General features: G+C 68.0%; 30 protein-coding genes. 13 read left to right on the forward strand and 17 right to left on the reverse strand.

The genetic code is table 11. The annotated features are described in order from the left end of the window. Positions 1-55 precede the first annotated feature (55 nt). The 5 genes from M3149_RS02155 to M3149_RS02175 are packed head-to-tail and all read right to left on the reverse strand — an operon-like array spanning position 56 to position 4,120. Positions 56-649, reverse strand: coding sequence for an SCO family protein (locus M3149_RS02155; RefSeq protein ID WP_251707691.1), 594 nt, complete (start codon positions 647-649; stop codon positions 56-58). Continuing rightward, positions 643-1,557 (reverse strand): heme o synthase, encoded by a 915-nt coding sequence (gene cyoE, locus M3149_RS02160; RefSeq protein ID WP_251707692.1) that lies wholly within the window; start codon positions 1,555-1,557, stop codon positions 643-645. Before cyoE ends, M3149_RS02155 begins: the two co-directional genes overlap by 7 nt. Continuing rightward, a complete protein-coding gene (locus M3149_RS02165; protein ID WP_251707693.1) occupies positions 1,554-2,705 on the reverse strand; it encodes a COX15/CtaA family protein in 1,152 nt (383 codons plus the stop codon). The genes cyoE and M3149_RS02165 overlap by 4 nt, the downstream gene beginning before the upstream one ends. Positions 2,706-2,712: 7 nt before the next feature. Beyond that, a complete protein-coding gene (locus M3149_RS02170; protein WP_251707694.1) occupies positions 2,713-3,390 on the reverse strand; it encodes a hypothetical protein in 678 nt (225 codons plus the stop codon). Continuing rightward, positions 3,371-4,120 carry an SURF1 family protein gene (locus M3149_RS02175; protein ID WP_251707695.1) on the reverse strand — a complete coding sequence of 250 codons (750 nt, stop codon included), beginning with the start codon at positions 4,118-4,120 and terminating at the stop codon, positions 3,371-3,373. Before M3149_RS02175 ends, M3149_RS02170 begins: the two co-directional genes overlap by 20 nt. A gap of 63 nt (positions 4,121-4,183) precedes the next feature. On the opposite strand from M3149_RS02175, the gene M3149_RS02180 reads away from it, so the two are divergent. After that, the gene (locus M3149_RS02180; protein WP_251707696.1) at positions 4,184-4,414 is read left to right on the forward strand and encodes a twin transmembrane helix small protein; all 231 of its coding nucleotides are present in this window, start codon (positions 4,184-4,186) and stop codon (positions 4,412-4,414) included. A 75-nt stretch (positions 4,415-4,489) separates the two neighbouring features. On the opposite strand, the gene M3149_RS02185 is transcribed toward M3149_RS02180, so the two are convergent. From M3149_RS02185 to M3149_RS02220, 8 genes are all read right to left on the reverse strand, one after another. Then, positions 4,490-5,371, reverse strand: coding sequence for a cytochrome c oxidase subunit 3 (locus tag M3149_RS02185; protein ID WP_251707697.1), 882 nt, complete (start codon positions 5,369-5,371; stop codon positions 4,490-4,492). A gap of 69 nt (positions 5,372-5,440) precedes the next feature. Beyond that, positions 5,441-5,641 (reverse strand): DUF2970 domain-containing protein, encoded by a 201-nt coding sequence (locus M3149_RS02190; protein ID WP_251707698.1) that lies wholly within the window; start codon positions 5,639-5,641, stop codon positions 5,441-5,443. Positions 5,642-5,646: 5 nt separating this feature from the next. Further along, the gene (locus M3149_RS02195; RefSeq protein ID WP_251707699.1) at positions 5,647-6,255 is read right to left on the reverse strand and encodes a cytochrome c oxidase assembly protein; all 609 of its coding nucleotides are present in this window, start codon (positions 6,253-6,255) and stop codon (positions 5,647-5,649) included. Positions 6,256-6,274: 19 nt separating this feature from the next. Beyond that, the gene (locus tag M3149_RS02200; RefSeq protein ID WP_251707700.1) at positions 6,275-6,385 is read right to left on the reverse strand and encodes a cytochrome oxidase small assembly protein; all 111 of its coding nucleotides are present in this window, start codon (positions 6,383-6,385) and stop codon (positions 6,275-6,277) included. A gap of 16 nt (positions 6,386-6,401) precedes the next feature. Beyond that, entirely contained in the window at positions 6,402-8,021 is a 1,620-nt protein-coding gene (gene ctaD, locus M3149_RS02205; RefSeq protein WP_251707701.1) for a cytochrome c oxidase subunit I, read from the reverse strand. A 38-nt stretch (positions 8,022-8,059) separates the two neighbouring features. Then, on the reverse strand, positions 8,060-9,214 hold the full coding sequence (coxB, locus tag M3149_RS02210) for a cytochrome c oxidase subunit II (protein WP_435370725.1): 1,155 nt from the start codon (positions 9,212-9,214) through the stop codon (positions 8,060-8,062). Positions 9,215-9,341: 127 nt separating this feature from the next. Continuing rightward, the gene (locus tag M3149_RS02215; RefSeq protein WP_251707915.1) at positions 9,342-9,773 is read right to left on the reverse strand and encodes a DUF2244 domain-containing protein; all 432 of its coding nucleotides are present in this window, start codon (positions 9,771-9,773) and stop codon (positions 9,342-9,344) included. A gap of 223 nt (positions 9,774-9,996) precedes the next feature. After that, the gene (locus M3149_RS02220) at positions 9,997-10,905 is read right to left on the reverse strand and encodes a biotin synthase (protein WP_251707703.1); all 909 of its coding nucleotides are present in this window, start codon (positions 10,903-10,905) and stop codon (positions 9,997-9,999) included. A 63-nt stretch (positions 10,906-10,968) separates the two neighbouring features. Between M3149_RS02220 and M3149_RS02225 the strand changes: the two genes are divergently transcribed. The 3 genes from M3149_RS02225 (at position 10,969) to M3149_RS02235 (ending at position 12,698) form a co-directional block, all read left to right on the forward strand. Continuing rightward, positions 10,969-11,748 (forward strand): ComF family protein, encoded by a 780-nt coding sequence (locus M3149_RS02225; RefSeq protein ID WP_251707704.1) that lies wholly within the window; start codon positions 10,969-10,971, stop codon positions 11,746-11,748. A gap of 34 nt (positions 11,749-11,782) precedes the next feature. Continuing rightward, entirely contained in the window at positions 11,783-12,259 is a 477-nt protein-coding gene (trmL, locus tag M3149_RS02230) for a tRNA (uridine(34)/cytosine(34)/5-carboxymethylaminomethyluridine(34)-2'-O)-methyltransferase TrmL (protein WP_251707705.1), read from the forward strand. Positions 12,260-12,323: 64 nt separating this feature from the next. After that, positions 12,324-12,698: a hypothetical protein gene (locus tag M3149_RS02235; RefSeq protein ID WP_251707706.1), complete on the forward strand. Its 375-nt coding sequence runs from the start codon at positions 12,324-12,326 to the stop codon at positions 12,696-12,698. 15 nt (positions 12,699-12,713) lie between these two features. On the opposite strand, the gene M3149_RS02240 is transcribed toward M3149_RS02235, so the two are convergent. The 3 genes from M3149_RS02240 to M3149_RS02250 form a co-directional block, all read right to left on the reverse strand. Then, positions 12,714-13,169 carry a MaoC family dehydratase gene (locus tag M3149_RS02240; protein ID WP_251707707.1) on the reverse strand — a complete coding sequence of 152 codons (456 nt, stop codon included), beginning with the start codon at positions 13,167-13,169 and terminating at the stop codon, positions 12,714-12,716. Between the two features lie 63 nt (positions 13,170-13,232). Further along, positions 13,233-13,850 (reverse strand): ParA family protein, encoded by a 618-nt coding sequence (locus M3149_RS02245; RefSeq protein ID WP_251707708.1) that lies wholly within the window; start codon positions 13,848-13,850, stop codon positions 13,233-13,235. A 64-nt stretch (positions 13,851-13,914) separates the two neighbouring features. Continuing rightward, positions 13,915-14,673 carry a sulfite exporter TauE/SafE family protein gene (locus tag M3149_RS02250; RefSeq protein ID WP_251707709.1) on the reverse strand — a complete coding sequence of 253 codons (759 nt, stop codon included), beginning with the start codon at positions 14,671-14,673 and terminating at the stop codon, positions 13,915-13,917. Positions 14,674-14,689: 16 nt separating this feature from the next. On the opposite strand from M3149_RS02250, the gene M3149_RS02255 reads away from it, so the two are divergent. After that, positions 14,690-15,328, forward strand: a complete 639-nt coding sequence (locus tag M3149_RS02255; RefSeq protein ID WP_251707710.1) for a trimeric intracellular cation channel family protein — start codon at positions 14,690-14,692, stop codon at positions 15,326-15,328. A 20-nt stretch (positions 15,329-15,348) separates the two neighbouring features. Continuing rightward, positions 15,349-15,783, forward strand: coding sequence for a DUF1841 family protein (locus M3149_RS02260; RefSeq protein WP_251707711.1), 435 nt, complete (start codon positions 15,349-15,351; stop codon positions 15,781-15,783). 52 nt (positions 15,784-15,835) lie between these two features. On the opposite strand, the gene M3149_RS02265 is transcribed toward M3149_RS02260, so the two are convergent. Then, positions 15,836-16,504, reverse strand: a complete 669-nt coding sequence (locus M3149_RS02265; RefSeq protein ID WP_251707712.1) for a c-type cytochrome — start codon at positions 16,502-16,504, stop codon at positions 15,836-15,838. Positions 16,505-16,632: 128 nt separating this feature from the next. On the opposite strand from M3149_RS02265, the gene M3149_RS02270 reads away from it, so the two are divergent. The 7 genes from M3149_RS02270 to M3149_RS02300 are packed head-to-tail and all read left to right on the forward strand — an operon-like array spanning position 16,633 to position 26,347. Further along, positions 16,633-17,475 (forward strand): AAA family ATPase, encoded by an 843-nt coding sequence (locus M3149_RS02270; RefSeq protein ID WP_251707713.1) that lies wholly within the window; start codon positions 16,633-16,635, stop codon positions 17,473-17,475. Next, complete coding sequence (locus M3149_RS02275; protein WP_251707714.1) at positions 17,472-18,065, forward strand: GNAT family N-acetyltransferase; 594 nt, start codon at positions 17,472-17,474, stop codon at positions 18,063-18,065. The genes M3149_RS02270 and M3149_RS02275 overlap by 4 nt, the downstream gene beginning before the upstream one ends. Before the next feature lie 52 nt (positions 18,066-18,117). Further along, the gene (locus tag M3149_RS02280; protein WP_251707715.1) at positions 18,118-18,510 is read left to right on the forward strand and encodes an antitoxin; all 393 of its coding nucleotides are present in this window, start codon (positions 18,118-18,120) and stop codon (positions 18,508-18,510) included. After that, a complete protein-coding gene (locus M3149_RS02285; RefSeq protein WP_251707716.1) occupies positions 18,507-18,905 on the forward strand; it encodes a type II toxin-antitoxin system VapC family toxin in 399 nt (132 codons plus the stop codon). The genes M3149_RS02280 and M3149_RS02285 overlap by 4 nt, the downstream gene beginning before the upstream one ends. A gap of 21 nt (positions 18,906-18,926) precedes the next feature. Continuing rightward, positions 18,927-20,114: a vWA domain-containing protein gene (locus M3149_RS02290; RefSeq protein ID WP_251707717.1), complete on the forward strand. Its 1,188-nt coding sequence runs from the start codon at positions 18,927-18,929 to the stop codon at positions 20,112-20,114. A gap of 7 nt (positions 20,115-20,121) precedes the next feature. After that, positions 20,122-22,203: an autotransporter assembly complex protein TamA gene (locus M3149_RS02295; protein ID WP_251707718.1), complete on the forward strand. Its 2,082-nt coding sequence runs from the start codon at positions 20,122-20,124 to the stop codon at positions 22,201-22,203. Positions 22,204-22,219: 16 nt separating this feature from the next. Further along, positions 22,220-26,347 (forward strand): translocation/assembly module TamB domain-containing protein, encoded by a 4,128-nt coding sequence (locus M3149_RS02300; RefSeq protein WP_251707719.1) that lies wholly within the window; start codon positions 22,220-22,222, stop codon positions 26,345-26,347. Positions 26,348-26,385: the final 38 nt, after the last annotated feature.

Below are 26,385 nucleotides of genomic sequence, written 5' to 3' on the forward strand. Positions count from 1 at the left end.
GCGCGGCGTCCCCCTCTCTCGCCTGCGGCGGGAGGGGGGGCGCGGCAGGCGTGGGTTACTTCAACAGAATCTTCAGATCGTCGGCCAGCGCCTGCGCACCGGTGCCGTAACGGTGGTAGAGGCGAATGCGGCCCTGCGGGTCGTACACGTAGCTGCCCGCAGAGTGGTCCATGGTGTAGCTGGTGGGCGTCTTGCCTTCCACTTTCTTGTAGTAGACCTTGTAGCTCTTGGCCAGCGCCTCCAGCTCGCCCGGCGCGGCATACAGCGCAAGAAAACTCGGGTCGAAGTTGGCCACGTACTGCTTCATCACCTCGGGCGTGTCGCGTTCCGGATCCACGCTGATGAAGAGCCCCTGCAGTCGCTCGCCATCGGGTCCAAGCAACTGCTTGGCCTGCGCCAGTTCGGTCATCGACGTGGGACACACGTCGGGGCACTGCGTGAAGCCGAAGAACACCACCACCACCTTGCCCTTGAAATCGTCGAGCGTGCGCTTCTGACCGTTGTGGTCAGTGAGCGAGAAGCCGGTGGCGTAGTCGGCACCGGTGATGTCGATGCCCTTGAAGCTCTGCGGCGATTCGGAACAGGCAGCGAGGGCCAGCGCACCGGTGGCGGCAAACAGCAGGCGGCGGCGCGATAAGGTGTTCACCATGGCAGGTAGTGGTCGATCAGCAGCGCCGCAAACAGCAGCGACAGGTGAATGAGCGAGAAGCGGAAGGTCTTGCGGGCCAGCGCATCGGAGTAGTTGCGCCACAGCGCGAACGCATAGCCGCAGAAGCCCAGCCCGAGTGCGAGTGCCGAGACCAGGTAGAACCAGCCGCTCATGCGCATCATGAAGGGCATGAGCGTGGCGGCCAGCAGCACCAGCGTGTAGAGCAGGATCTGCAGGCGTGTGAACTCCGAGCCATGCGTGACCGGCAGCATGGGCAGACCGGACTTGCGGTAGTCCTCCACGCGGTAGAGCGCCAGCGCCCAGAAGTGCGGCGGCGTCCAGAGGAAGATGATGAGGAAGAGGATCAGTGCCTCGGGCGCCACGGTGTTGGTCATGGCCGCCCAGCCCAGCACCGGCGGCATGGCCCCGGACGCACCGCCAATGACGATGTTCTGCGGCGTGAGCGGCTTGAGGATCACGGTGTAGATCACCGCGTAGCCCACGAAGGTGGCGAAGGTGAGCCACATCGTCAGCGGATTGACCCAGAACCACAGGATGGCCGAACCAATGCCGCACAGCACGGCCGAGAAACTGAGCGTCTGAAGGTTGGTGAGCTCGCCTTTGGCGGTGGGGCGCCAGGCGGTGCGCTTCATCTTCGCGTCGATGTGCTGCTCGACCACGCAGTTGAAGGCCGCCGCCGCGCCCGCCACCAGCCAGATGCCGAAGCAGGCCACGGCCGCGAGCTGCACCTGCGCCCAGCTGGGTGCACCGGGCACGGCCAGCACCATACCGATGAGGGCACAGAAGACGATGAGCTGGATCACGCGCGGTTTCGTGAGCGCGTTGAACTGGCGCCAGGTGGACGGCAGCGACAGTGCGCGCGCCTCGGGGGCAGGAGCAGCGCTCATCGCATGGCCTCGCTCAGGTGCAGCGACGCGGCGGCAGGGCGCTGCGCGCGCGTGCTGGCCACGGCGCCCGTGAAGACGATCACCAGCGCCGCCGCACCACCGGTGTGGCTCACGGCCGCGAGCAGCGGCCAGTCGAGCACCACGTTCGTGAGCCCGGTGAGGAACTGCCAGGCGCACAGCGCCACCAGCAGCCGTGCAAAGCGTTGCAGGCCGGGCACACGCCACAGGGCCCAGGCCAGCGCCAGCAAGGCGGCAAACACCGCGTAGGCTGCGATGCGGTGCACGTAATGGATGGCCGTGAGCGCGGGGAAGGTGATTGCATCGCCCGCGCGGTTGGTGCCGAGCTCACGCCAGAGCGTGAAGCCTTCGCGCAGATTCATGGGGGGCCACCAGCTGCCCTGGCAGGTGGGGAACTCGCTGCAGGCGAGCACTGCGTAGTTGGTGCTGACCCAGCCACCGAGCGCGATCTGCAGCCACAGCAGGGCAAACGCGAGCAGCAGGCCCAGGCGCTGCGCCGGGCTGATGAGCGCGGGGCCAGGGCTGCCGGGCTCACCCAGACGGTAGGCCACCGATTGCGCGCGCAGCAGCGCCAGCAATATGAGGCCGCCCAGCAGGTGCAGCGTGACGATGGCGGGAAAAAGCTTCATCGTCACGGTGAGCGCGCCGAAGGCACCCTGCAGGCACACCCACACCAGCGTGACCACCGGCCAGACCCAGTGCACGTGGATGCGACGCCGCTCGATCCAGCTCCCCACCGCCAGCACGATGATCAGCACGCCCACGCCGGTGGCGAGGTAGCGGTGGATCATCTCGATCCAGGCCTTGGAGAAGGTGACTGGACCGGTGGGCATCGCCGATTGCGCGGCCGAGATATCGGCGTGCGCGCCGATCGGGCTGGCGGCGCCGTAGCAGCCGGGCCAGTCGGGGCACCCGAGGCCGGAGTCGGTGAGGCGGGTGAAGGCCCCGAAAAGCACCAGGTCGAAGGTGAGGAAGAGCGTGACCAGTGTGAGCACGCGCAGGCGCTGCGCCGGGCTGGCACTGCGGTGCTTGAGGCCGATCCACAGCAAGGGGCCGAGCGCGATCGCGATGCCCAGCAGCATCAGGCGCGCGATGGGCGCCAGGTCGACGAGGGGTTGTGCGGTGTCCATCGCGGTGTCAGTCGGGTCGGCCGGCCTTGTCCCACGACGACGAGGCGCGCAGCAGGCGATCGAGGTCGCGCTTGGCGCGCGCCGGATCGATGTTGGCAGGAAAGCGCATCATCCAGCGGCCCAGCGGATCGACCACGTACAAGTGGTCCTCGAGCCGCTGGCCCGGCGCGGGCTGCAGCCATTGCCCGAGCGCGGCGGCGTCCACGTGCAGCACGGTGGCGGCCGCGGTGGCTTGTCGCAGCGGTTCGCTCAGGTCGGCAGCGCCGGTGCGCAGCCAGACCCAATCAAGGCGGTCCTTTTCGCGACCGAGCGTTTCGCGCAACTGGCGCTGCAGGTACAGGTGCTTCTCGCAGTCGGCATCGCAGGCGCTGTCGGCCACGCTGATCAGCAGCCATTGGTCCTTGAGCACCGTGAGCGGCACCACCCTGCCCTGCACGTCGCGACCGTCGATCGCAGGCAGCAGGGGCTGTGCGGCGATGAGCTCGCCGTAGTTGCGGCGGCCTTCGGGGCGAATCACGTAGTAGGTGAGGTAGGACGCGATCACCGGCGCTGCGCACACCAGCAGGATGGCCAGCATCTTCCAGCGGCCGGCGCGCGTCGCCGCGGCGCGCTCGGCATCGCCGCGGTCGGGCGTGGGCAGGCTGTGCACCGTCAGCGTCAGGGGTTCATCGGGCGTCTTGGCCATGGAGACGGGCGCGTCGGCGCCGGGGTTGAATGATCTGGAACCAGAGATAGAGGCCAGCCACCAGGGCGCACAGCGCGAACCACTGGAAGGCGTAGCCATGGTGCTTGTGCACGTCGGTGGCAGGCAGTGGCCATTGGCGTTGCAGACGCCCCTGGCCTTCGCCCTCATCGTCGCCGGTCTGCTGCACCGAAAGATCCAGCAGCGCGAGACCGGTTTCCTGTCGGAGGGCGGCAAGGTCGATATTTTGCCGGATGGGCCCGCTGCCGGCGTCGCCGAACTGGTATAGCCGCCCGGGCGGCGGGGCCAGCCGCCCGGACACCAGCACCTCGCCCGGCGGCGTGGCGACATCGGGCACGCGCGTGCGGTCGTTGAAATCGCGCGGCAGCCAGCCGCGCTGCACCAGCACCACACGGTCGCTGCCCGTCAATTGCAATGGCGTCACCAGAAAGAAGCCGGTTCGGCCGTTCATTTGCCGGTTCTCCAGGAAGACGCTGTGCTGCGGCACCCATTGGCCGCGCAACTGCACGGCGCGGTGCAGCAGCGATGCGGTATCCGTCTGCGCCAGCAATCCGGCATTGCCCACCGGGGCCTGCTCGGCGCGCGCGAGGATGGCGGCCTCCAGCGAAGTCTTCTGGCGCGCCCGATCCAGTTGCCACAGACCCAGCGAGGCGGTCGCGGCCATCGTGATGACCGTGGCCACGGTGACGACCAGAAAGCGCGCGCGGCTCATCCAGCCACCCCGCATTGACCGTGCGTGGTCATGGGCGCGAACGGGCCCCGGATAATGCGGGGCATGAAGTACCTGGTCATCGTGGCTTTCGTGGCCATCATCGGCAGCCTGGCCGCGGCGCTGGTGTTCATGATGCGCGGCGGCGTGCAGGAAGAGGGCGAAGCGCCACGCAAACGGCAGATGGCGCGCGCCCTCGCGTTTCGCGTCGGCTTTTCCGTCCTGCTCTTCGTGCTGGTGCTGGTGGCGTACTTCATGGGCTGGATCCAACCGACCGGCTTGCCGCTGCAGCGCTGATCGGCGCAACGGTCACCGAAAGAAAAAAGCGCCTCGCGGCGCTTTTTCCATGGGGCAGACGTCCCTGGCAGGACATCACATCCAGTAAACGAGGATGTACAGGCCGAGCCAGACCACGTCCACGAAGTGCCAGTACCAGGCTGCGCCCTCGAAGCCGAAGTGACGCTCGGCCGTGAAATGGCCCTTGTGCAGACGCAGGGTGATGAACAGCAGCATCAGCATGCCCACGAACACGTGAAAGCCGTGGAAACCGGTGAGCATGAAGAACGTGGAGCCGAAGATGCCCGAGTTGAGCTTGAGGTTCAAGTCGGTGTAGGCGTGGAAGTACTCGTAACCCTGCACGAACAGGAACACCAGGCCCAGCAGCACCGTGATCCACATGAAGCCGATGGTCTTGGCACGTTGGCCGGCCTGCAGCGCGTGGTGTGCGATGGTGAGCGTGACGCCCGAGGTGAGCAGCAGCGCGGTGTTGATGGTGGGCAGCCAGAACGGGCCCATGGTCTGGAACGGCTCGACGATGCCGGCAGGCGACGCGGTGGCACCGGCCTGAATGCTCGGCCACACAGCGGAAAAGTCGGGCCAGATCAGCGCGTTCTCGATGCTGCCGAGGTTGGGCACCGAGTGCGAGCGGGCCCACCACAGCGCAGTGAAGAAGGCACCGAAGAACATCACCTCCGAGAAGATGAACCAGCTCATGCTCCAGCGGAACGAGAGGTCGATCTTGCGGCCGTACATGCCGGATTCGCTTTCGTGGATGGCGTCGCTGAACCACTGGTACAGCACGAAGAGCCAGAACGCCAGGCCGAAGGCCAGCGAATACGCGCCCCACTGTGCTCCGTTGATCCACTGGCCGGCGCCCAGGATCACGAAGAAAAGGCCGAACGCGGCCATGACCGGGTGCCGCGATGGTCCGGGGACGAAGTAGTACGGCGTCGAGCCATGGGATGCTGCGGACATGCTGCTCTCTCCTGTTGTGCTGCTATCGCTGTGTCAATGTCAAAAGAAACGTCATGCGGGCGGCCGCCCTCAACCGGCCACCCAGTTCACCAGCGCAATGAGCACGCCGACGAACACGAAAGCCATCACGATGCCCATCGCCATCAAGTGCAATGGATGCAGGCGTTTGATGTCTTTCTCGTACTCGCCCCGCTGCCGAACGCCGAGGAAGCCCCACGACACGGCCTTGAGCGTGTCGAGGAAGGATCCGGAGGACGGCTTCGTGGCCATGAAACTCACACCGCCCCTGGCGCCTGCGGCGCGCGGGCCTGCGGCACCACGCTGGACGCCGGTGCGGGCGGCACCCCGCCACCCACCTCGAAGAAGGTGTACGAGAGGGTGATGGTGGTCACATCCTTGGGCAGGCGCGGGTCGATCACGAACGCCACCGGCCACTCCTTCTTCTCGCCCGGGGCCAGCGTGTACTGCGAGAAGCAGAAGCACTCGAGCTTGTTGAAGTGCGAGCCCGACTGCTTGGGCGCGTAACTCGGGATGGCCTGCGCTGCCATGGTGCGGTTCTGGATGTTCTGGAACTCGTAGACCACGGTGGCCAGTTCACCCGGGTGCACTTCGAGCGAGCGTACCGCCGGCTTGAAATGCCAGGGTCCACGCACGTTGGTGTCGAACTCCACGGTGATGGTGCGGCTGCGGTCGACCTGCGTGTTCGCCGGCAGACTGGCGCCGACACCGGGCACACGCGTCTCGGCCACGGCCAGCACGTTGATGCCCAGCGCCTCGCAGATGTGGCGGTAGATCGGCACGAGCGCGTAACCGAACGCGAACATGCCCAGCGCGATCACGGCCAGCTTGCCGACGATCTTGAGATTTTCCTGCCGCAGTCCCATCGTGTGCTCCGTTTGATGCTCAGCCGCCGAACAACGCGAGCTTGGCCACGAAGCCCAGGAAGAAGGCGATGGCCACCGACGCCAGGATCAGCCCCAGGCGCAGGTTGCTCTTCTTCTGCTCAGGCGTCATCAACGTCACCGTGCGATCAACCCACCACCCGCGTGGCGGTGGCGTCGAGCTTGGGCGGGTTCTCGAAGGTGTGGAAGGGCGCCGGCGACGGCACTTCCCACTCCAGGCCTTCGGCGCCTTCCCAGGGCTTCTGCACCGCCTTTTCACCCTTGCCACGCATGGCAGGGAGCACCACGGCGAGGAAGAAGTAGACCTGCGCAAAGCCGAAGCCGAAGGCGCCGATCGAGGCGATCATGTTGAAGTCCGCGAACTGCATCGGGTAGTCGGCATAGCGACGCGGCATGCCGGCCAGACCCAGGAAGTGCATCGGGAAGAAAGTGATGTTGAAGGATATCATCGACCACCAGAAGTGGATCTTGCCGCGGGTCTCGCTGTACATCACACCCGTCCACTTGGGCAGCCAGTAGTAGATACCGGCAAACATGGCGAACAGCGAACCCGCCACCAGCACGTAGTGGAAGTGCGCCACCACGTAGTAGGTGTCCTGCATCTGGATGTCGATCGGCGCGACCGACAGGATCAGGCCGGTGAAACCACCCATGGTGAACACGAAGATGAAGCCCACAGCCCACAGCATCGGGGTCTCGAAGGTCATCTCGCCCTTCCACATGGTGGCGATCCAGTTGAAGATCTTCACGCCCGTGGGCACGGCGATCAGCATCGTGGAATACATGAAGAACAGCTGGCCCGTCACCGGCATGCCGGTGGTGAACATGTGGTGCGCCCACACGACGAAGGACAGGATGGCGATGGAGCCGGTGGCGTAAACCATGGAGGCGTAGCCGAACAGCTTCTTGCGTGCGAAGGCGGGCACGACCTGGCTCACGATGCCGAAGGCCGGCAGGATCATGATGTAGACCTCGGGGTGGCCGAAGAACCAGAAGATGTGCTGGTACATCACCGGGTCGCCGCCGCCGGCGGGGTTGAAGAAGGCGGTGCCGAAGTGGCGGTCCGTCAGCGTCATGGTGATCGCGCCGGCCAGCACGGGCATGACGGCGATCAGCAGGTAGGCGGTGATGAGCCAGGTCCAGCAGAACATGGGCATCTTCATCAGCGTCATGCCGGGCGCGCGCATGTTCAGGATGGTCACGATGATGTTGATCGAGCCCATGATCGACGAGGCGCCAAGGATGTGCATCGCGAAGATGCCGGCGTCCATCGAGGGGCCCATCTGCAGGGTCAGCGGCGCGTAGAGCGTCCAGCCGGCAGCGGGCGCGCCGCCGGGCATGAAGAACGAACCCACGAGCATGAGGGCGGCAGGAATCATCAGCCAGAAGCTGAGGTTGTTCATCCGCGCGAACGCCATGTCGGAGGCGCCGATCTGCAGCGGAATCATCCAGTTCGCAAAGCCCACGAAGGCCGGCATGATGGCGCCGAACACCATGATCAGGCCGTGCATGGTGGTGAGCTGGTTGAACAGCTCCGGGTTCACCAGTTGCAGCCCGGGCTGGAACAGCTCGGCGCGAATGCCCAGGGCCAGCAGGCCGCCGACCATCAGCATGGCGAACGAGAACAGCAGGTACAGGGTACCGATGTCCTTGTGGTTGGTGGCAAACACCCAGCGCCGCCAGCCGGTGGGCGCGTGGTGGTCGTGATCGTGGCCGTGGGCGTCGTGATGGTCGAGCACTGCACTCATGGTCTGTTCCTCAGGTTCTCAAACGGTACGCACACGCGTCACTGGCGGGCAGCCTGCACGTCGGCCGGCTGCACGATCTGCTGGGTGGCGTTGCTCCAGCTGTTCTTGGTGAAGGTCATCACGGCGGCCAGCTCGGTGTCGGAAAGTTGCTTCCACGCGGGCATGGCGCCATTGTTCTGGCCGTTGAGCAGCACGTTGATGATCTTGGACTTGTCGGCATCGACCACGAGGGCGGAGCCGTCCAGGGCCTTGATCGGGCCGGCGCCCTTGCCGTTGGCCTGGTGGCAGGCGGCGCAGTTGGCGGCGTACACCGACTCGCCACGCTTGACCAGGTCGGCCAGCGTCCAGACCTTGCTCGGGTCGTCCGCAGCGGCGGCCATGGCCTTTTGCTTTTCGGTGACCCAGGCGGTGTATTCCTCGGCCGTGACCACCTTCACGTGGATCGGCATGTAGGCGTGTTCCTTGCCGCACAGCTCGGCGCACTGGCCGTAGAAGTCGCCGGTCTTTTCCGCGCGGAACCAGGTGTCGCGCACGAAGCCGGGGATGGCATCCTGCTTGACGCCAAAGGCCGGCACCATCCAGGCGTGGATGACGTCGTTGGCGGTGGTGATGATGCGGATCTTCTTGCCGACCGGCACCACCATGGGGTTGTCCACCTTGAGCAGGTAATCGTCGGTGGGCGGCGGGCTGCCGCTGGCCGACATCACGCGGTGCGCCGTGTCCAGCGTGGAGAGGAAGCCGATTCCCTCGCCTTCACCCTTGATGTAGTCGTAGCCCCACTTCCACTGCATGCCGGTGGCCTTGATGGTCAGGTCGGCGTTGGTGGTGTCCTTCTGCGCGACCAGCACCTTGGTGGCCGGCAGGGCCATGCCGATGACGATGAGCAAGGGCACGATGGTCCAGCCCAGCTCCACCCAGATCGGCTCGGCCAGTTCCTGGGACTTGTGGCCCACGGACTTGCGGTGCTTGAGGATGGAATAGAACATGACGCCGAAGACGATCACGAAGATCACGGCGCAGAGGGCCATCATGAACCAGTGCAGCCAGTGCTGCTCCTCGGCGATCTTCGTGACGGGCGGCGCAAAGTTGAGCTGGTTGACCGCCGGACCGCCAGGCAGGTCATTGACCTTCTGGGCAGCCACCGAGGTCCAGACCCCGGCGCTCAGGAGCGTCAGGCCAACCGCGTTGCGCACCGCCCGGACACGGTGGCGAAGGTCGTGGAGCGTCTTCGTCGTCTTACTCACTTGTTGCGCCTCAAATATAAGCGTCGATTGATATCGACCTCGATTACACCAAACTTGCCCGCGCTGCGCGGTGGACTCAACCACTGTGCAGCGCCTGTCGAATCTCCCGGGCCAGCGCCGGCCGCAGCTCGGCGCGCAGAAAGCGCCCCACCTGCACCGACTCCCCACCCGCCCGGACCTCGATGAGGTTCGGGGCCACCGCCGCCGGCTCGACCCGAACCCACTCGCGCGCGAACTCGCGGCGCTGGAGCCGACCGGCCGTTTCCTGCTCGACCACCAGCGCATGCGCCAGCAGTCGGATGCGCTCGCCATCGGCCGCATGGCGCGCGTACACCAGAAACGCGGCCCCCACGGCCAGCAGTTCCAGCGCCGCAAACGGCAGCACCAGCGTCGCGCCCTGGGTCCAGAAGAACCCGGCCACACCCAGTGAAACCACACAGAGGGAGGCGTATAGCAGGCCGAGCTGGGCCGGGGTCACCGAGCAGTTGCGGCGCAACCGCCACTCCATGCCCTCGTCGGACTGGGTTGCAAAGCGGTACGCGTAGCTGGACGGACTCACACCCACACCACTGGTCGGTCGGTGCGCAGCCCGAGGACCGTGCACCAGCGCAGGGAAAATGCCCTTCAACTCAAAACCGCGGGATTGTAGCCCGCCGCCAGAGGGCGGCGACCCACAGGCCGGACGCATCGCTCGGGTTATCGCCCGCCCGGTGCGCCAGGCCAGGCCCGGCTCACCCGCGGCGGCGGCGCAACTGCTCGCGCACCTCGTCCAGCGGCAGTGCCGTCTGGCCGCTTCGAAGGTGTGGCTCCGCCCGCACCGCATGGCCGTAGATGATCTCGAAGCCCAGCCGCAGGCGCCCATCGGCATCGCGCGCGCCGCGGCGCTCGATCGCTTCGATCAGCGCCTGGCGCCAGCCGCGCCCGCGCAGACCGGGGTGACGCCCACTGGACAGGTTGCGACCCGAGGCGCGCAGCTCGTCGAGCATGGCGGTGGCGCTGCCGAACGTCAGCGTGATGCGCTCCATGTCCATCACGGGCTCGGCAAAGCCGGCGTGTACCAGCATGTCGCCCCAGTCGTGCATGTCGGTGAAGGCGTGGGTGGGCGTGGGCCAGCCTTCGGCGGCGTAGACCGCGCGCAGCTCGGCCAGCGAATCGGGCCCCAGACATGACATCAGCAGGAAGCCACCGGGCGCAAGGTGGTCGCGCCAGCGGGCGAGCAGCGTCTGCGGGGCTGCCACGGTGTGCAGGCCCATGTTGGCCCACAGCAGTTGCACGGGCCGCGCCACGTCGGCGGCCTCGGGCACGAAGTCGCGCGCGCGACGCAGCGGGTTCCAGCTGCGCGCCGCGCCTTCGCGGGTGAGCTCGCGCGAGCGCACGAGGTCGTGCGACCACACCTGGCAGGCGGCATCGGGCAGGGCCGCCCGCACACGCGCATGGCCCTGCAGGCCACCGAGCACGGGCTCCCAATGCAGCCAGCTGCCGGGCGCTTCGCGAAACCACTGCAGCCGCTCGACCATCCGGGTGGCCACTTCTTCGTGCAGCCAGGGGCTTTCGGTGCGAGGCAGGCGCAACCAGCGCCTGGCGGCGGCCGGGTCGAGGCCGGGCACGGCGTCGTCGGAAGGAACGGGGGAGGCTTGCAAGGCGTGACGACGGCGGGCACCGGCGCGGGTATCGGCAAAGGGCGCTCAGTATATTGAGCCGGCATGTTCACCGCCCTATTCCGCCGCGCCAGCCTGGGCCACTGCCCCGGCATCTGTCACGTCTGCGGGCGCTGGCCCACCCAGCCGATCTGTGGCGCCTGCATGGCGCGTTTCGGCCGCACCGCCGCTGCCTGCCCGCGCTGTGCCGCCCCGCTGTCGCAGGGCTTATGCACTGGCTGCCTGGCCAGCCCGCCACCGGATGACGGACTCGGACGCTGTGTTGCGGCAGTGGATTACGGGTACCCCTGGGAGGCCTTGATCAGCGCCTTCAAGTTCCGCGGCCAGGCGGGTTGGGCCGCACCGTTCGCGGCGCTGATGTGGCGCGCCGAGGGCGCATGCGCGCTCGTCCAGGCCTGCGATGTGATTGCACCGGTGCCACTCACCCCCACCCGGCTGGCCGAGCGTGGCCACCACGCGCCCTGGGAACTCGCCAAGGCGGTGGCGCGGCAACATGCCGGCGCACACAGCGCACACAGCGCACACAGCGCACACAGCGCGCCGGTGCGGCTCTGCGCGGATGCGCTGGTGCGGCTGAGCGACGGCGCGCCCCAGCACCGGCTGGGGCGCGCTGAACGCCTGCGCAACCTGGCCGGCGCGTTCGCGGTGTCACCCCGGCATGCGGGCGGGCTGGCGGGTCGCAGGGTGCTGCTCGTCGGTGACGTCACCACCACCGGCGCCACCCTGCTGGCAGCCGCCCGTGCCCTGCATGCGGTCGGGGTGGCCGGGGTGGATGCGCTGGTGTTTGCCCGCACGCCCGCGCCCGACGAAGCCGCGGCCCGGTGATACAAGGCGGGCGCATGGCTAAGATCGCCGCCCCATGTTCAATGTCGTGCTGGTACACCCTGAAATTCCGCCGAACACCGGCAACGTGATCCGGCTGTGCGCCAACACGGGGTGCGCGCTGCACCTGATCGAGCCGCTGGGCTTTTCCATGGAGGACAAGCTCATGCGCCGCGCCGGGCTCGACTACCACGAGTACGCGGACGTCCAGCGGCATGCGAGCTGGGAGCGCTTCCTCGACAACATGCGTCCGGCACCCGAACGCCTGTTCGCCCTGACCACGCGTGGCAGCGGCACGGTGCACGGCACCGCATTCGCGCCGGGCGACTGGCTGGTGTTCGGCGCCGAATCGAGCGGCCTGCCGGCTGCGCTGCGCGACAGTGTCGTGCCCGAGCGCCGGCTGCGGCTGCCCATGCGCACCGGCCAGCGCAGCCTCAACCTGTCGAACGCGGTGGCGGTGGTGGTGTACGAAGCGTGGCGGCAACACGGGTTCGCCGATCCGCCCTTGCCGTGATGCACATCACGGGATCGGCATCCGCGTCATCCCCCAACTGTTGGATATGGGCCACCATCCTCCCATGGAACGTCCGGTCTCCGGCCCACGCGCCCACCGCCCCGTTACCGCCGCCTCGGTGGTGGCGTTGTTCGCGCGGCTGCTCGGCATGGCACCGCAGGCGCGGCACAAGCCACGCACGCCGCGCCTGCGCGACCTCATGGCGATCCGTCAGCACCTGTTGTTCACCATCGAAGACTGCCTGAGCGTGCCGGCGCACCGCCTGCGCCGCCAGATCGAGCGAGCCCGCACGCCGCAGGAGCTCTGGTTGCTGCGCAACGACGCCTTCCAGCTGATCGCCCAGCGGCACGACCAGCGCACGGCAGCCGAGCGTATCGACGCCCTGATCCAGGTCTTCGAGGGCTGGCTCGACCCGAAGCAGCTCGCGCGCGTGCGCTGAGCGGCTCACCCCGCTTCAGGGGTAGCGCCGCACCAGCGATTCGGCCACGCAGACCGGCTTGGCCACCCCTTCGCGCTCCACACTCACCAACCAGGTCATCTGGCGCCCGCCGTGCTCGATCGGTTCGATGGCCTGCAAGGTCAGGTGCGCGCGCAGGCGGCTGCCCACCGGCACCGGTGCCGTGAAGCGCACGCGGTTGAGCCCGTAGTTCACGCCCATCGAGGACTGGCGGATCGCCATGGCCGACTCAAAGAACACGGGCAGCAACGAAAGCGTGAGAAATCCGTGCGCGATCGGCGCGCCGAACGGCCCACCACGGGCCCGCTCCACGTCCACGTGGATCCACTGGTGATCACCCGTCGCCTCGGCAAAGTGGTTGACCTGCTCTTGCGTGATGGTGATCCAGTCGCTGCTGGCCAGGGGCTGGCCAACGCAGGCATCGAGTTCTTCCAGGGTGTCGAAGGTACGCATGCGCTCACTCTAGTGGCGCACTGCCGCGCGAGCTGTCGGCGCGGCGACAGCGGGTAGGCCTTGTCAATGGTCCAGCCAGCGGCAGATGCCTTCCCACTGCTGCAGGTCCTTCTCGACCCGGCCCGGCGCCACGTCGAACAGCGTGAGCCCTCGCGCGGCGAGGTGGATGTAGTTCTGCGTATCCCGCAGGTAGCCCAGCACGGGCAGGCCCAGGCCGCCCACGAACTCGGCCAGCTTGTCGGCCGCGATGGTGCGTGGGTCCACCCGCATGCCCACGATGCCGACATCTAGCTTGTCGGCGCGGCGCGTTTCGGCCAGCTCGTCCAGGAAGGCGCGCGTGGCGTAGATGTCGAAGATGCTCGGCTGCAAGGGCACGATGACCTTGTTGGCCAGCTTGAGCACGTCCTTGAAGCGCCAGCCGTGCAGGCCGGCCGGCGTGTCGAGCACCACGTGCGTGGCCTCTTTGGGCGGGCGTGCAATGAGGTCGTGCGAGATGTCCCAGGTATGAATCGGCCGCGCCTGCGTTGGCCGCAGCTTGAGCCACAGCGCCGAGGACTGCTGGCGATCAATGTCACCGAGCATCACGTGGTGCCCCTGGCGGGCAAAGTACCCGGCCACGTTGGTCGACAGCGTGGACTTGCCCACACCCCCCTTCGGATTCGCAACCACCACGATCGGCATGTCGTCTCCTTGGCTTGCCACCCTGCAGGGCGGCGACTGGCACAACGGTTGAAGGGTATGTTACTCAGGCCAGCGCGTCCCACACCAGCTTGCAGCCCGTGAGGAACATGCCGATGTGGATCAGGCGGTAGAACAGCTCGGGGCGGATGCGGTGCGCGATGCGCACGCCGATCCACACGCCGATGGGGGCCAGCGGCAGCAGCACCAGCGAGGTGCTCATGTTGCGCAGGTCGATCAGCCCCAGCCACGCGTAGGGCGCCCACTTGGCCAGATTCACGAAGAAAAAGAAGAACGCCATGGTGCCGGTGAACAGCACCGGCGACAGCCGCATCGGGATCACGTAGGCGTTGATGGGCGGGCCGCCCGCGTGCGCCACGAAGCTCGTGAAACCCGACGCCGCGGTGAGGATGGCACCCGCCCAGCGCGGCGGCGGCGCACTGTCGGGCCGCGGTGGAAACACGAGCCGCTGGGCCAGAAACAGCAGCGTGAACACACCCACGATGCCGGCCACCAGATGTGCATCGAGCCACTTGAACAGCAGCGTACCGATGACCACCCCGAGCAGCCCGAACGGCAGCAGGAACATCAGCAACTGCCTGTCCACGTTCTTGCGGAAGGCCGCCATGCCCAGCAGGTCCATCACCAGCAGCACCGGCATGAGGATGGCCGCGGCCTGTGGCACGGTGACAGCCAGCGCCATCATGGGCACGGCCAGCGACCCGAAGCCGGCGCCGAAGCCGCTCTTGCTGATGCCCAGCAGGATCACCGCCGGCACGGCCACGAGGTAGAAGTACGGATCGGTGATCAGCGGCAGTGAGGACACAGGCGAGAATTCGTCGATGCAAAACGTGCCATTGTGGGGGGAAACCCTCAGGCTGCTGGTGGAGTTGCTGGCCACCGCCGCCTTTGCCCTCTCGGGCATCCTCGAAGGCGCCCGAAAGCGCCTCGACGCCGTGGGCGTCGTCGTGGTGGGCTTCCTGGCGGCCTTCGGCGGCGGAACCCTGCGCGATCTGCTGCTCGACCAGCGTCCTTTTTTCTGGGTGCGCCACGTGGAGGTTCTGTGGGGTGTGCTGGCGCTCGGTGTGCTGGCCATGCTGTTCCTGCGCAACCGGCATTTCAGGGTGACCGAGCGCGCCATGCAGTGGCCCGACGCGCTCGGCCTGGGCCTGTTTGCAGCCACTGGCGTGCACCACGCGCTGCTGCTGGGCATGCCGGGCCTGGTGGCCGTGCTCATGGGCATCGTCACGGGCGTGGCCGGTGGCGTGCTGCGCGACGTGGTCTGCAACCAGATTCCGAGTGCTTTTCACGACCACCGGCCCTATGCCGTGTGCGCTTTCGTGGGCGGCTGGGTCTACGTGGGCTTGTGGTCCATGCAGGCGCCCGGGTGGGTGTCGCTGGTGGCTTGCGTGGGCGTCACGGCCGGCCTGCGTGGGCTGGCGCTGTGGCGCGATTGGCAACTGCCTCCGTGGCGTCTTTGAAGGCCGTCGACAATCCCGTCATGTTCAACCCTTCCCAAGCCGACGTGCGCCGCTTCTTCTGCAGCGCCTTTGCCAAACAGCGCGACGGTTTGCCGATGGATGCGCTCGAGCAGCTCGCGGCGCAATGGATCGCCGAGCACCCCGAGTACCACGACGAACTGGGCGACGCAGAAGCCGCCGTCGCACGCCTGAGCCAGCCCGACGCCGCGCGGGAGAACCCGTTCCTGCATCTGTCGATGCACCTGTCGATCAGCGAGCAGTGCAGCATCGACCAGCCGCCGGGCATCCGTCAGGCGGTGGAGCTGCTGACGGCGCGCCGTGGCGACCTGCACACGGCCCACCACGAGACCATGGAATGCCTGGGCAGCATGCTGTGGGAGAGCCAGCGTGCCGGGCGGCCGCCCGACGGACAGGCTTACATCGACGCCGTTCGACGGCGCGCGACACGCGATTGAGCACAAAAAAGGCCGCTCATCGAGCGGCCTTCTGGTGCATCAATGCGCCGGTTCAGCGAAAGCGCGGCTGGGGCACGGTCTGCAACTCGCCCTTGACGGTGCTCAGGTACTTCGCCATGGCACGCATTTCAGCCGGGCTGTACTGCTTGGCGATGCCGGCCATGATGCCGTTGTTGCGACCGATGAGGTTGTTGCCCTCGACGGTGTACGACTTGAGCGCCACGAACAGGTAGTCGGCGTGCTGGCCACCGATCTTGGGGTAGCTCGGGTCGATCGGACTGCTGAAGTTGGCGCCGTGGCAGGAGATGCAGGCGCCTTTGGTGAGCAGGGCAGCCACATCGGCGTTCGCGGCAGGGATGGTTTGCGGTGCGGCGGGGCCTGCCTGCCCGGCGTAGAACGCCGCGAGGTCGGCCATGTCCTGCTCGCTCAGCGATGCCGCGATGCCGCGCATCGTGGGGTGCTTGCGGTCGCCCTTCTGGTAGGCCTTGAGCGCCGACACGATGTAGGGACCCGACTGCCCCGAGATCATGGGCACCTTGTGGATCTCGGGAAAGCTGTTCTGGTAGCCCTTGATGCCATGGCAGCCGATGCACATTTCGGCCTTTTTCTGCCCGGCCTGCACGTCGCCGGTGACGCCTTGCGCCTGGGCCGACGCAGCAGCGACAAACAACGTCGCAGCGGCGACAAGAGTGCGGGCGGTCTGGTTCAGCAGTGGGGTCATTTTGCTAGCACAATGAAGAACGGCCGGGAAAGATCAACCGCGGATTATAGGAGCGGTCGCCACGCCCCCCGGCACATCCCCGAATCCCGCGCGCGGACACCCGCGCTGCCATGCCAAGGTCGCCATCCATGAAATTCCAGGGTTCCCAGAACTACGTCGCCACGCAGGACCTCATGCTGGCGGTCAATGCCGCCATCACGCTCAAGCGCCCGCTGCTCGTCAAGGGTGAACCCGGCACCGGCAAGACCATGCTGGCCGAGGAAGTCGCCCAGGCGCTGAACATGCCGCTCCTGCAGTGGCACATCAAGAGCACCACCAAGGCCCAGCAAGGCCTGTACGAATATGACGCCGTGAGCCGCCTGCGCGACTCGCAACTGGGCGACGAACGGGTCAAGGACATCCACAACTACATCGTCAAGGGCGTGCTGTGGCAGGCCTTCACGGCCGAACAGCCGGTGGCGCTGCTGATCGACGAGATCGACAAGGCCGACATCGAATTCCCGAACGACCTGCTGCGCGAACTCGACCGCATGGAGTTCTACTGCTACGAGACGCACGAACTCATCCGGGCGAAGCACCGACCGCTGGTGTTCATCACGTCGAACAACGAGAAGGAACTGCCCGACGCCTTCCTGCGCCGCTGCTTCTTCCACTACATCAAATTTCCCGACGCCGAGACGATGCACAAGATCGTCGACGTGCATTTCCCGACGCTCAAGCAGGACCTGCTCAAGGTCGCGATGAAGACCTTCTACGACGTGCGCAACCTGCCCGGCCTGAAGAAGAAGCCCAGCACCAGCGAACTGCTCGACTGGCTCAAGCTGCTGATGGCCGAGGACATCCCGCTCGAGGCGCTGCAAAGCGCCGACGACAAGGTGTCGATTCCGCCGCTGGTTGGCGCGCTGCTCAAGAACGAGCAGGACACCACGCTGTTCGAGAAGCTGGTGTTCATGAACCAGAGGAATCGATGACCTTCGTGAGTCCCGTCGTCCTGAGTGAGCGCGGCGTGCGGCTGGAGCCGCTGGCGCTGCGCCACGAGGATGGGCTGCGCGCGGCCGCGGCCGACGGCGAACTCTGGAAGCTGCGTGTGACCTCGGTGCCCGAGCCCGACCAGACACGCCAGTACATCGAGGACGCGCTGCGCATGCGCGAACAAGGCCAGCGTTTCGCCTTCGCCGTGATCGACGAAGCCAGCGAGACGGTGCTCGGCAGCACGAGCTACCACGACATCCTGCCCGCGGTGAAACGGCTGGAGATCGGCTACACGTGGTACGCCAAACGTGTGCAGCGCACGCACGTGAACACGACCTGCAAGCTGCTCATGATGGGTCACGCCTTCGACACCCTGGGCTGCCACGTGGTGGGCTGGCGCACCGACAACTACAACTTCGCCTCGCAGCAGGCCATCGAGCGCCTGGGCGCTCGCAAGGATGGCGTGATCCGCGGCCACGCGCTGCGCCGCGACGGCACCATACGCGACACGGTGATGTACAGCATGCGCGCCGGCGAGTGGCCGGAAGCGCGGGCACAGTTGATTTACCTGCGCGGCCGGCACGACTAAGCGTGCTGGATATATACTTTTCGTATATACATACCACACCAAGGGGGCCAGCATGAACAAGCCCTTGAAGGCTGAGCAGTTGAGCGCTCGGCACTTCACCACCGTCTTTACTTCTGGCAACAGTCAGGCCGTTCGCTTGCCAAAGGCTTTTCGTTTCAGCGACAAGACGATCGAGATCCTGCGGCGTGGTGACGAAGTGATCCTGCGCGCCCACCGCCCGACGCTGGCGGAGGTGCTGGCCGCTCTGCCGCCACTGAGTGCCACAGAGGCCGCCGAGTGGGACGATGTGATGGCAAACGTCCGCGCCGATCAGGACGAACCTCGTGAGCGCGACTGGTCGTGGATGGCCGATGACGAAACAACCGCGCGCAAACCCACTCGGCGCGGCGACAAGGCCTTGAAAAAGCTGACCTCTGCGCGACAAACCGCGAAACGCCGCTCATGAGCTACCTGCTCGACACCGACACCGTGAGCCACCTGATTCGCGGCTCCAGCCAGGCCTTGATCAAGCGCGCGATGAAGCTGGGCCCTACCGAAGCAGGCATTTCCGTGATCACGCGCGGTGAGTTGGCCTACGGTGCAGCGCTCAAGCCGCTGAAGGCGCAATTGCGGGAGACCTTCGAACGCATACTCGATGCGCTTGATGTGCTGCCGCTCGGGGCAGATGTTGCTGGTCACTACGGTGAGATCAAGGCAGCGCTACGCACGACGGGAACGCCCATCGGACCGAACGACCTCTGGATTGCCGCCCACGCGCGCGCCCTTGGTCGCACGCTCGTTTCTCACAACACCCGCGAGTTCAGGCGGGTGCCCGGGCTCAAGGTCGAAGACTGGCTCTGAACAGGACGACAGGAGACCACCATGCTGATCGACTTCTTCTACACCCTGCGCGCGGCCAAGCTGCCGGTGTCGGTGAAGGAGTACCTCACGCTGCTGGAGGCGCTCAAGGCCGACGTGGTGGGGCCGACCAACCCCGACGCCTGCAGCATGGACGACTTCTACTTTCTCTCGCGCACTGCGCTGGTGAAGGACGAGAAGCACTTCGACAAGTTCGATCGCGCCTTCGCCGCCTACTTCAAGGGCGTGGAGATGATCGCGGACTTCACCAAGCCCATCCCGGCCGACTGGCTGCGCCAGGAGATGGAGCGCATCCTGTCCGAGGAGCAGAAGGCCAACGCGCCGAGGATGGACTGGGACGAACTGATGGAGACGCTGAAGAAGCGCCTGGAAGAGCAGAAGGAACGCCACGAAGGCGGCAGCAAGTGGATCGGCACCGGCGGCACCTCGCCGTTTGGCAATGGCGGGCAGAACCCGCAGGGCGTTCGCATCGGTGGCAAGGGCGGCGGCAAGACGGCCGTGAAGGTGTGGGAGCAGCGCGCCTACCGCGACTACGACGACACGCAGGAACTCGGCACGCGCAACATCAAGGTGGCCCTGCGCCGGTTGCGAAAATTCGCACGCGAGGGCAACGACCTCGAACTCGACCTGCCCGACACCATCCGCAGCACCGCGGCCAACGCCGGCTGGCTCGACATCAAGATGATTCCCGAGCGGCACAACCACGTGAAGGTGCTGCTGCTGATGGACGTGGGCGGCACGATGGACGAGCACATCCAGCGTGTCGAAGAGCTGTTCTCGGCCGTCAAGGGCGAGTTCAAGCACCTGGAGTTCTACTACTTCCACAACTGCGTCTACGACTTCATGTGGAAGAACAACCGCCGCCGCTATGCCGAGAAGTTCCCGACCTGGGACATCATCCGCAAGTACAACAAGGACTACAAGCTGATCTTCGTCGGCGACGCGACCATGAGCCCCTACGAGATCCTGCAGCCCGGCGGCAGTGTCGAATACAACAACGAGGAAGCTGGCGCCGAGTGGTTGCAGCGCCTCACGCACGCCTTCCCCAAATTCGCGTGGATCAACCCGGAACCCCAAGGCGTCTGGCAGTATCGACAGAGCATCAGCATCATCCAGCAACTCATGGGCCAACGCATGTTCCCGCTCACGCTCAAGGGCCTGGAAGACGCCATGCGCATGCTGTCGAAATAATCACGGCATGCCTGGATCGTCTTCGGCCCGCCACCGCCGGGCCGCCGGGCGCCGGTGCACACCGGCGCTTTTCCTGCTGATCGGTCTGTTCGCCGTGGGTGCCTGGGGCGTTGCGCCTGCGCACGCCCAGGCCGACGCCGCGTCCCCTTCCCCCGCGCCCGCGCCCGCGTCTGCGCCCGCGTCTGCACCCACATCCAGCGTGCCGGCCAGCGACAGTTCCGACGAAACCGACACACCCGAGCCCGCTCCCGCGCCACGCGCGGCCCGGGCCGTGCGCCCGCCCGTCGCACCGCGCTTCGAACTCACGATCGAAGCGCCCGAGGCACTGCGCGAACTGCTCGAGCGCCACCTGGACATCCAGCGATTCCGGCTGCAACGCAGCCTCGATGCCGCCGAACTCGAGCGGCTGCTGATCGAACTGCCCGACAACGCGCGCCGCCTGCTGGCCACGCGCGGATATTTCTCGCCGCGCCTCGCGCTGGGCACACTGCAACCACCCGATGCCGAAGCATTGGCCGCTGCCGGCTCAGGCCCGGCGCCGCTGGGGCGCATTGCCCTGACGGTGCAACCGGGCGATCAGACGCAAGTCGCTTCGGTACAAGTGACGTTTCAGGGCGCGGTGGCGCAGGACGCCGACGCCATCGGGCAACGCGAGGACATCGTGGCCGAGGCGCAGGCATTGGTGGGGCAGGCGTTCTCGCAGGACGGCTGGGATCGCACCAAGAGCACCGCGCTGCGCCGCCTGAGCGCGCTGCGCTACCCGGGGGCGCGCATCACCACCAGCCTGGCCGACGTCGACGGCGCCGCTGCGCAGGCCCGCCTCTACATCGAGCTCGACTCCGGCCCGCGCCGGCGCCTGGGCGCCATCGAGGTCGAGGGTGCACAACGCTACGACGCGAGCATCAGCGAACGCATCGTCGAACTCACCGGCCTCACACCCGGCAGCGACTACGACCTCGCCAAACTGCAGCAGGCGCAGCAGCGACTCATCGACAGCGGCTACTTTCAGAGCGCCTTCGTCTATGTGGAGCCAGGCGATGGCACCGTGGAACTGCCGGTGCGCGTGCAGTTGCGCGAAGCCCAGCGCCAAAAGCTCGTGCTCGGCGTGGGCGGCAGCACCGACAACGGCGCGCGCATCTCCATCGAGCACACGCACAACCAGATGCCGGTGCTGGGCTGGCGCGCGCTCACCACCCTGCGGTTTGAACGCCAGGACAGCCTGGCAAAGACCGACTGGCGCTCGCCCGCCAACCGCGACGGCTGGAGCTGGATCTCGCTGCTGCAGCTCGCGCGCCAGGAGGACGAGCTCGTGAGCACCACCAGCCAGCGCGCGCGCTTCGGCCAATCGCAGGATGGCGTCGAGTACGACCGCAGCGTCTACCTGCAATACGACCGCGCACGCACCATCACCCCCAGCCAGCGCGCGGCCGGTACGCAGGGTCGCATCGAATCATCGATCACCGCCAACTACGCGTGGTCGCGCGAGCGCTTCGATGACCCGATCAACCCCACGCGTGGCCAGGGCCTGGCGGTGGAACTGGGCGCGGGCAGCACCCTGGGCATCGACCGCAAGCCGTTCGGCCGCACCCAGGCGCGCTGGCTGGGCGTGCTGCCGCTGGGTGACGCGCCCGCCATCAGCACGCCGGGCGCGCCCGGCCCCGGTCCGGCACTCGGTCGCCTCGCGCTGCGCCTGGAAGGCGGCGCCGTGATCGCGCGCGATGACACGCCCGTGCCCGACACGCAGCTCTTCCTCACCGGCGGTGACAACACCGTGCGCGGCTACGGCTTGCGCGACATCGGCGTGCGCCAGGCCGATGGCAGCGTGCTCGCGGGCCGCTTCAAGACGGTGGTGAGCCTCGAATGGCAGCGCCCGATCCGCGGCGACGGCATCACGCGCTCGCCGCTGGAACACGTGCTGTTCATCGACGGCGGTGCTGTCGCCAACCGCGTGCGCGACCTCGAGATGCAATGGGGCGTGGGCACCGGCTTGCGCTACAACAGCCCGGTCGGCCCGCTGCAGGTCGACCTGGCCTACGGCGTCGAGCCGCGCCAGTGGCGCCTGCACCTGAGTGTGGGCTTCGTCTTCTGAAGCCCCGATCGAGCGCATGAGCGACGTCCCTCCGGCCCCTTCCCCGACGCCGCGCAGCGCCTGGCACCACGCGCTGGCCTGGGGTGCACGCGCGCTGCTGTGGCTGCCTGCCACCGTGCTCGGTGCGGTGCTCGCGGGCGCGCTGGCGCTGGGGATCTGGGCTGCCAGCGAGGGCTCGCTTGCGCAGGCCCTGCGCTGGGGTCTGGCCTGGCAGGCCGAGCACGCACCCGCGGCGGGCCGCATCACCGTCGGCGATGCGGCTCAGGGCACGAGTGACGGCGAAGGCACCAAGGTGAGCGGCAGCGTCTTCGCGGGTGGCGCACTGGCGTCGGTGCAGTGGTCGCGCGACGGCGTTGACGTGCGGGCCGAGGACGTACGCCTGCAACTCGGCGGGCGCTTCTGGCTCGGCCTGCTGCGCGGGCAGGCACGAATCGCGCAGCTGCAGGCCACGCGCGTGCAGGTGACCCTCGCGCCGTCGCCCGAGCCGACCGCCGCAGCAACACCGCTGGCGTCCGTCGAGCTGCCACTGCCGGTTGACGTGGAGCTCGCGCTGGATTCCCTGAACATCCAGGGACACACGCTGCAAGCCATCGTGCTGCACTACCGCTACGGCAGCGCCGATCCTGGCCTGGGCACACAGGACGCGCATACGCTTACGCTGCGCTCGCTGCGCTGGGCCGAGGGCCGCTACCAGGCCCAGGCCACGCTCGGCGCGCAGGCGCCGATGCCGCTGCAATTGCAGGCGCGTGGCGAACTGAGCGCCCAGGTTCCCGAGGGCGACAACCTCACGCTGCGCGCGCGAGCCACCGCACAGGGCACGCTTGCTGGCGCTGATGCCGCGCTCGACCTCACTGCCCAGATCGAGCCCGCGGGCAGCACAGAGGCCACGCCCACGCTGGCCGGCAGCGCGCGCCTGCGGCCCTGGGCCGCGCAGCCGCTGGTCGAGGCCGATCTGCGCCTGCACCGGCTCGACATCGCTGCACTGTGGCCGCAGGCACCCCGCACTGCCCTCACCGGCACCGTCAATGCCCAGCCCGAGGGTGCCGCCTGGCGTGCCCAGGCCCGGCTGCAGAACGAACGCCCCGGACCCGCAGACCAACGCCGCGTGCCACTGGAGACGATCGAACTCGCGCTGCAACAAGCAGGCACGCAATGGACGCTGCAACGGCTGGACGCGCGCCTGGCCGGTGGCCGCGTGCAAGGCGAGGGTCAGCGCCGCGCAGCGGCGAGCGCGGCGACGGCGTCACCGCTCGCGGCGCTGGGCGACTGGCAGGGCCGGCTCACGGCCAGCGGCATCGACCCGGCGCGGCTGTGGAGCACGCTGGCCCCGGCCTCGCTCGATGGCGAACTGCGCGCGAGCACCGTGAACCCGCAGGCCGCGGTGCCGGCGATCGACATCGACGCGCGCATCGCGCCGGCGGGCCGCCAGCCGCCACGCAGCGCGGCCGACGCCTTGCGCCTGCGCGAGCTGGCACTGCGCGGCCGCTGGCAGCCCGACGCTGCCTCGCCCGCACGCGGCAGGCTCACGCTGCAGACCGCACGGCTTGACGCACTCGACGGCCGACTCGACGCGCAAGGTCGCTTCGACACAGCGGGCGCCCGCGTCAGCGGCCAACTGGCCTTGCAACTGCCCGGGTTGCAGGCGCGCTTCGACGGCACCCTGGCCCATGCCGATGGCGAAGGCGATCTCGACCTCCAACTCGCCGACGGTGCACGACTGCTCACCTGGCTGCGCACGCTGCAGAACGCGCCCGTGATCGGCCCGCCGTTGCGCGAGGCGCTGACACCCTGGGCCGATGCCACCGTGGACGCACGCGCCGACGGCCGACTGCGCTGGCAGGGCGGGCTTGGTGCCCTCCCCGCCCTCGGCTGGCCAGGCACCGGGCGCGTCAGCGCTCCAGGCATCGACCTTGAGCTGCAGATCGATCAGCTGCGTGCGCAGCGCGGCGGGGAAACGCCACTGGCCATCGCGCTGGATGACAGCCGCTTCACGCTGCGGGGAAAGCCCGACGCGCTCGCGCTGGCGCTGCGTGCACGCGGCGAGCGCATGCCCTGGCGCGCCACGCTCGACGCCACGGGCGAGCTCGCGCTGCCCACCACCACCGCACCGCTCAACGGGCAGCGCGGCAGCCTGCGGTTGGATCGTTTGCGCCTGTCGGCCGCGCCCGGCGACGAGGCACTGCGCTGGACACTGGACAACGCCACCCCCCTGCGCGCGCGCTGGCAGCCACACAGCGGCGGGGGCTTCGACGCCGAACTGGAAGCCGCCACCCTGCGCGTGCAACCGCAACGCAGCGGCCGTGATGCGGCGCCCGTCACGCTCGCCTGGGAGACACTGCGCTGGCGCGCGGGCGAATTGCTCACCCGCGGCCGGCTCGACGGCCTGCCCCTGGCCTGGGTGGACGCGCTCGCCGCCACAGACACCGCTGGCACTGGCAACGGCGCGGGCAATGCCGCCGAGCGCCTGGGCCCGCTGGCCAACGCCGGCCTCGGCGGCGACCTGACCTTCGACGGCCGTTGGGACCTGTCGCTTCCCGCACAAGCCAGCGAGCCACCGCGCCTGGACCTGACACTGGAGCGTCGCTCGGGCGATCTCGCGGTGCAGACCGACGGCGCCGCGTTTGAAGAAACCGCCAGCCGCACCAACCGCGTGGCTGCGGGCGTGAAAACCGCGCAGTTGCGCATGAGCACCGACGGCGCGCGCGTGAACACCCAACTGCGCTGGGACAGCGAGCGCTTCGGCGAGGCGAGCGCCGAGGCAAGCACCACGCTTTCGCCGCCCGACGCACAACACCTCGCCTGGCACTGGCCGGCCAACGCGCCACTGTCGGGCCGCCTGCGCGCGAGCCTGCCCCAGGTGGGCGTGTGGAGCGTGCTGGCGCCACCGGGCTGGCGCGTGCGCGGCTCGCTGCGCGCCGAAGCCGCGGTGAGCGGCACACGCGCCGACCCGCAGTTCACCGGCAGCCTGCAGGCCGACGACCTCGTGCTGCGCTCCATCGTCGAGGGTGTGTCGTTCCGCGGCGGCGAGCTGCGCGCGACGCTCGCGGGCGAGCGCATCGTCATCGAGCGCTTCCGCCTCGAAGGACGCGGCGGCTCCGAGCGCGGCGGCGTGCTGCAGGCCAGCGGCAGCGCCGAGTGGCGCCGCGTACAGCGCGACGGGGTTGCGCGCCGCGAACCGCTGATCGAGCTGCAGGCCACGGCAACAAAGTTGCGCGCCTCTTCGCGACCCGACCGGCGCGTCACCGTCACCGGCGCCCTGCAGATGCGGCTGGAGGGCGCAGCCCTGCAGTTGCGCGGCAACCTGCGCGCCGACGAAGCCCTCATCGTGCTGCCCGACGAAACCGCGCCCTCGCTGGGCGACGACGTGGTGGTGCGCGGCACCGAGTACCCGATCCAGCGCGGCAGCGGCGTGCGCGTGGTGCCCGACGTGCGCGTGACGCTCGACCTCGGCGACGCCTTCGAACTGCGAGGCCAGGGTCTGCAGACCCGCCTGGCGGGCCGGCTCGAGGTGCGCAGCGCGCCCGCCGACCCCGCGCCGCGCGTGGTGGGCGAGGTGCGCACCGCCAGCGGCACCTACCGCGCCTATGGCCAGCAACTCGCCATCGAGACCGGCGTGTTGCGATTCAGCGGTGCCTACGACAACCCTGCGCTGGAGATCGTGGCCGTTCGCCCCAACGCCACCACGCAACGCGTGGGCGTGCAGATCACCGGCACCGCACAAGCCCCGCGCGTGCGCCTGTTCTCCGACCCCGATCTGCCCGACAGCGAAAAGCTCGCGTGGCTGGTGCTCGGACGCCCCGCCAGCGGCGCTGGCGCGGAGGCCGCGGTGCTGCAGCAGGCCGCCATCGCCCTGCTCGCGGGCCGCGACGGCGGCGCGCTCGACGGCGGCCTGGCCAGCGCGCTCGGCCTCGACACCTTGAGCTTCACCGGCGAGTCCACCAACGCCGACGGCAGCACCGCCGCTGGTGCGCTGACGCTGGGCAAGCGGATCGCCGACAACCTGTACCTGAGCTACGAGCGCAGCCTGGCAGGCACGCTCAATACCGTCTCGGTCTTCTACGACGTCACGCGCCGCGTCACCATCCGCGCACGCGCGGGCAGCGAAAACGCGGTCGATCTCATCTTCACGCTGAGCTACGACTGAGCCAGGCCCGCCAGGGCGCGTCGATACAATCGCCGCTC

Origin of the sequence: Hydrogenophaga intermedia (genome assembly GCF_023715105.1) — a bacterium.
Lineage (GTDB): Bacteria > Pseudomonadota > Gammaproteobacteria > Burkholderiales > Burkholderiaceae_C > Hydrogenophaga > Hydrogenophaga intermedia_A.

Bases quoted from the DNA above. Each gene is read 5' to 3' on its own strand.
- M3149_RS02155 (WP_251707691.1), bottom strand. From the start codon at position 649: ATGGTGAACACCTTATCGCGCCGCCGCCTGCTGTTTGCCGCCACCGGT.
- cyoE (WP_251707692.1), bottom strand. From the start codon at position 1,557: ATGAGCGCTGCTCCTGCCCCCGAGGCGCGCGCACTGTCGCTGCCGTCC.
- M3149_RS02165 (WP_251707693.1), bottom strand. From the start codon at position 2,705: ATGGACACCGCACAACCCCTCGTCGACCTGGCGCCCATCGCGCGCCTG.
- M3149_RS02170 (WP_251707694.1), bottom strand. From the start codon at position 3,390: ATGGCCAAGACGCCCGATGAACCCCTGACGCTGACGGTGCACAGCCTG.
- M3149_RS02175 (WP_251707695.1), bottom strand. From the start codon at position 4,120: ATGAGCCGCGCGCGCTTTCTGGTCGTCACCGTGGCCACGGTCATCACG.
- M3149_RS02180 (WP_251707696.1), top strand. From the start codon at position 4,184: ATGAAGTACCTGGTCATCGTGGCTTTCGTGGCCATCATCGGCAGCCTG.
- M3149_RS02185 (WP_251707697.1), bottom strand. From the start codon at position 5,371: ATGTCCGCAGCATCCCATGGCTCGACGCCGTACTACTTCGTCCCCGGA.
- M3149_RS02190 (WP_251707698.1), bottom strand. From the start codon at position 5,641: ATGGCCACGAAGCCGTCCTCCGGATCCTTCCTCGACACGCTCAAGGCC.
- M3149_RS02195 (WP_251707699.1), bottom strand. From the start codon at position 6,255: ATGGGACTGCGGCAGGAAAATCTCAAGATCGTCGGCAAGCTGGCCGTG.
- M3149_RS02200 (WP_251707700.1), bottom strand. From the start codon at position 6,385: ATGACGCCTGAGCAGAAGAAGAGCAACCTGCGCCTGGGGCTGATCCTG.
- ctaD (WP_251707701.1), bottom strand. From the start codon at position 8,021: ATGAGTGCAGTGCTCGACCATCACGACGCCCACGGCCACGATCACGAC.
- M3149_RS02215 (WP_251707915.1), bottom strand. From the start codon at position 9,773: ATGGAGTGGCGGTTGCGCCGCAACTGCTCGGTGACCCCGGCCCAGCTC.
- M3149_RS02225 (WP_251707704.1), top strand. From the start codon at position 10,969: ATGTTCACCGCCCTATTCCGCCGCGCCAGCCTGGGCCACTGCCCCGGC.
- trmL (WP_251707705.1), top strand. From the start codon at position 11,783: ATGTTCAATGTCGTGCTGGTACACCCTGAAATTCCGCCGAACACCGGC.
- M3149_RS02235 (WP_251707706.1), top strand. From the start codon at position 12,324: ATGGAACGTCCGGTCTCCGGCCCACGCGCCCACCGCCCCGTTACCGCC.
- M3149_RS02240 (WP_251707707.1), bottom strand. From the start codon at position 13,169: ATGCGTACCTTCGACACCCTGGAAGAACTCGATGCCTGCGTTGGCCAG.
- M3149_RS02245 (WP_251707708.1), bottom strand. From the start codon at position 13,850: ATGCCGATCGTGGTGGTTGCGAATCCGAAGGGGGGTGTGGGCAAGTCC.
- M3149_RS02255 (WP_251707710.1), top strand. From the start codon at position 14,690: ATGCAAAACGTGCCATTGTGGGGGGAAACCCTCAGGCTGCTGGTGGAG.
- M3149_RS02260 (WP_251707711.1), top strand. From the start codon at position 15,349: ATGTTCAACCCTTCCCAAGCCGACGTGCGCCGCTTCTTCTGCAGCGCC.
- M3149_RS02265 (WP_251707712.1), bottom strand. From the start codon at position 16,504: ATGACCCCACTGCTGAACCAGACCGCCCGCACTCTTGTCGCCGCTGCG.
- M3149_RS02270 (WP_251707713.1), top strand. From the start codon at position 16,633: ATGAAATTCCAGGGTTCCCAGAACTACGTCGCCACGCAGGACCTCATG.
- M3149_RS02275 (WP_251707714.1), top strand. From the start codon at position 17,472: ATGACCTTCGTGAGTCCCGTCGTCCTGAGTGAGCGCGGCGTGCGGCTG.
- M3149_RS02280 (WP_251707715.1), top strand. From the start codon at position 18,118: ATGAACAAGCCCTTGAAGGCTGAGCAGTTGAGCGCTCGGCACTTCACC.
- M3149_RS02285 (WP_251707716.1), top strand. From the start codon at position 18,507: ATGAGCTACCTGCTCGACACCGACACCGTGAGCCACCTGATTCGCGGC.
- M3149_RS02290 (WP_251707717.1), top strand. From the start codon at position 18,927: ATGCTGATCGACTTCTTCTACACCCTGCGCGCGGCCAAGCTGCCGGTG.
- M3149_RS02295 (WP_251707718.1), top strand. From the start codon at position 20,122: ATGCCTGGATCGTCTTCGGCCCGCCACCGCCGGGCCGCCGGGCGCCGG.
- M3149_RS02300 (WP_251707719.1), top strand. From the start codon at position 22,220: ATGAGCGACGTCCCTCCGGCCCCTTCCCCGACGCCGCGCAGCGCCTGG.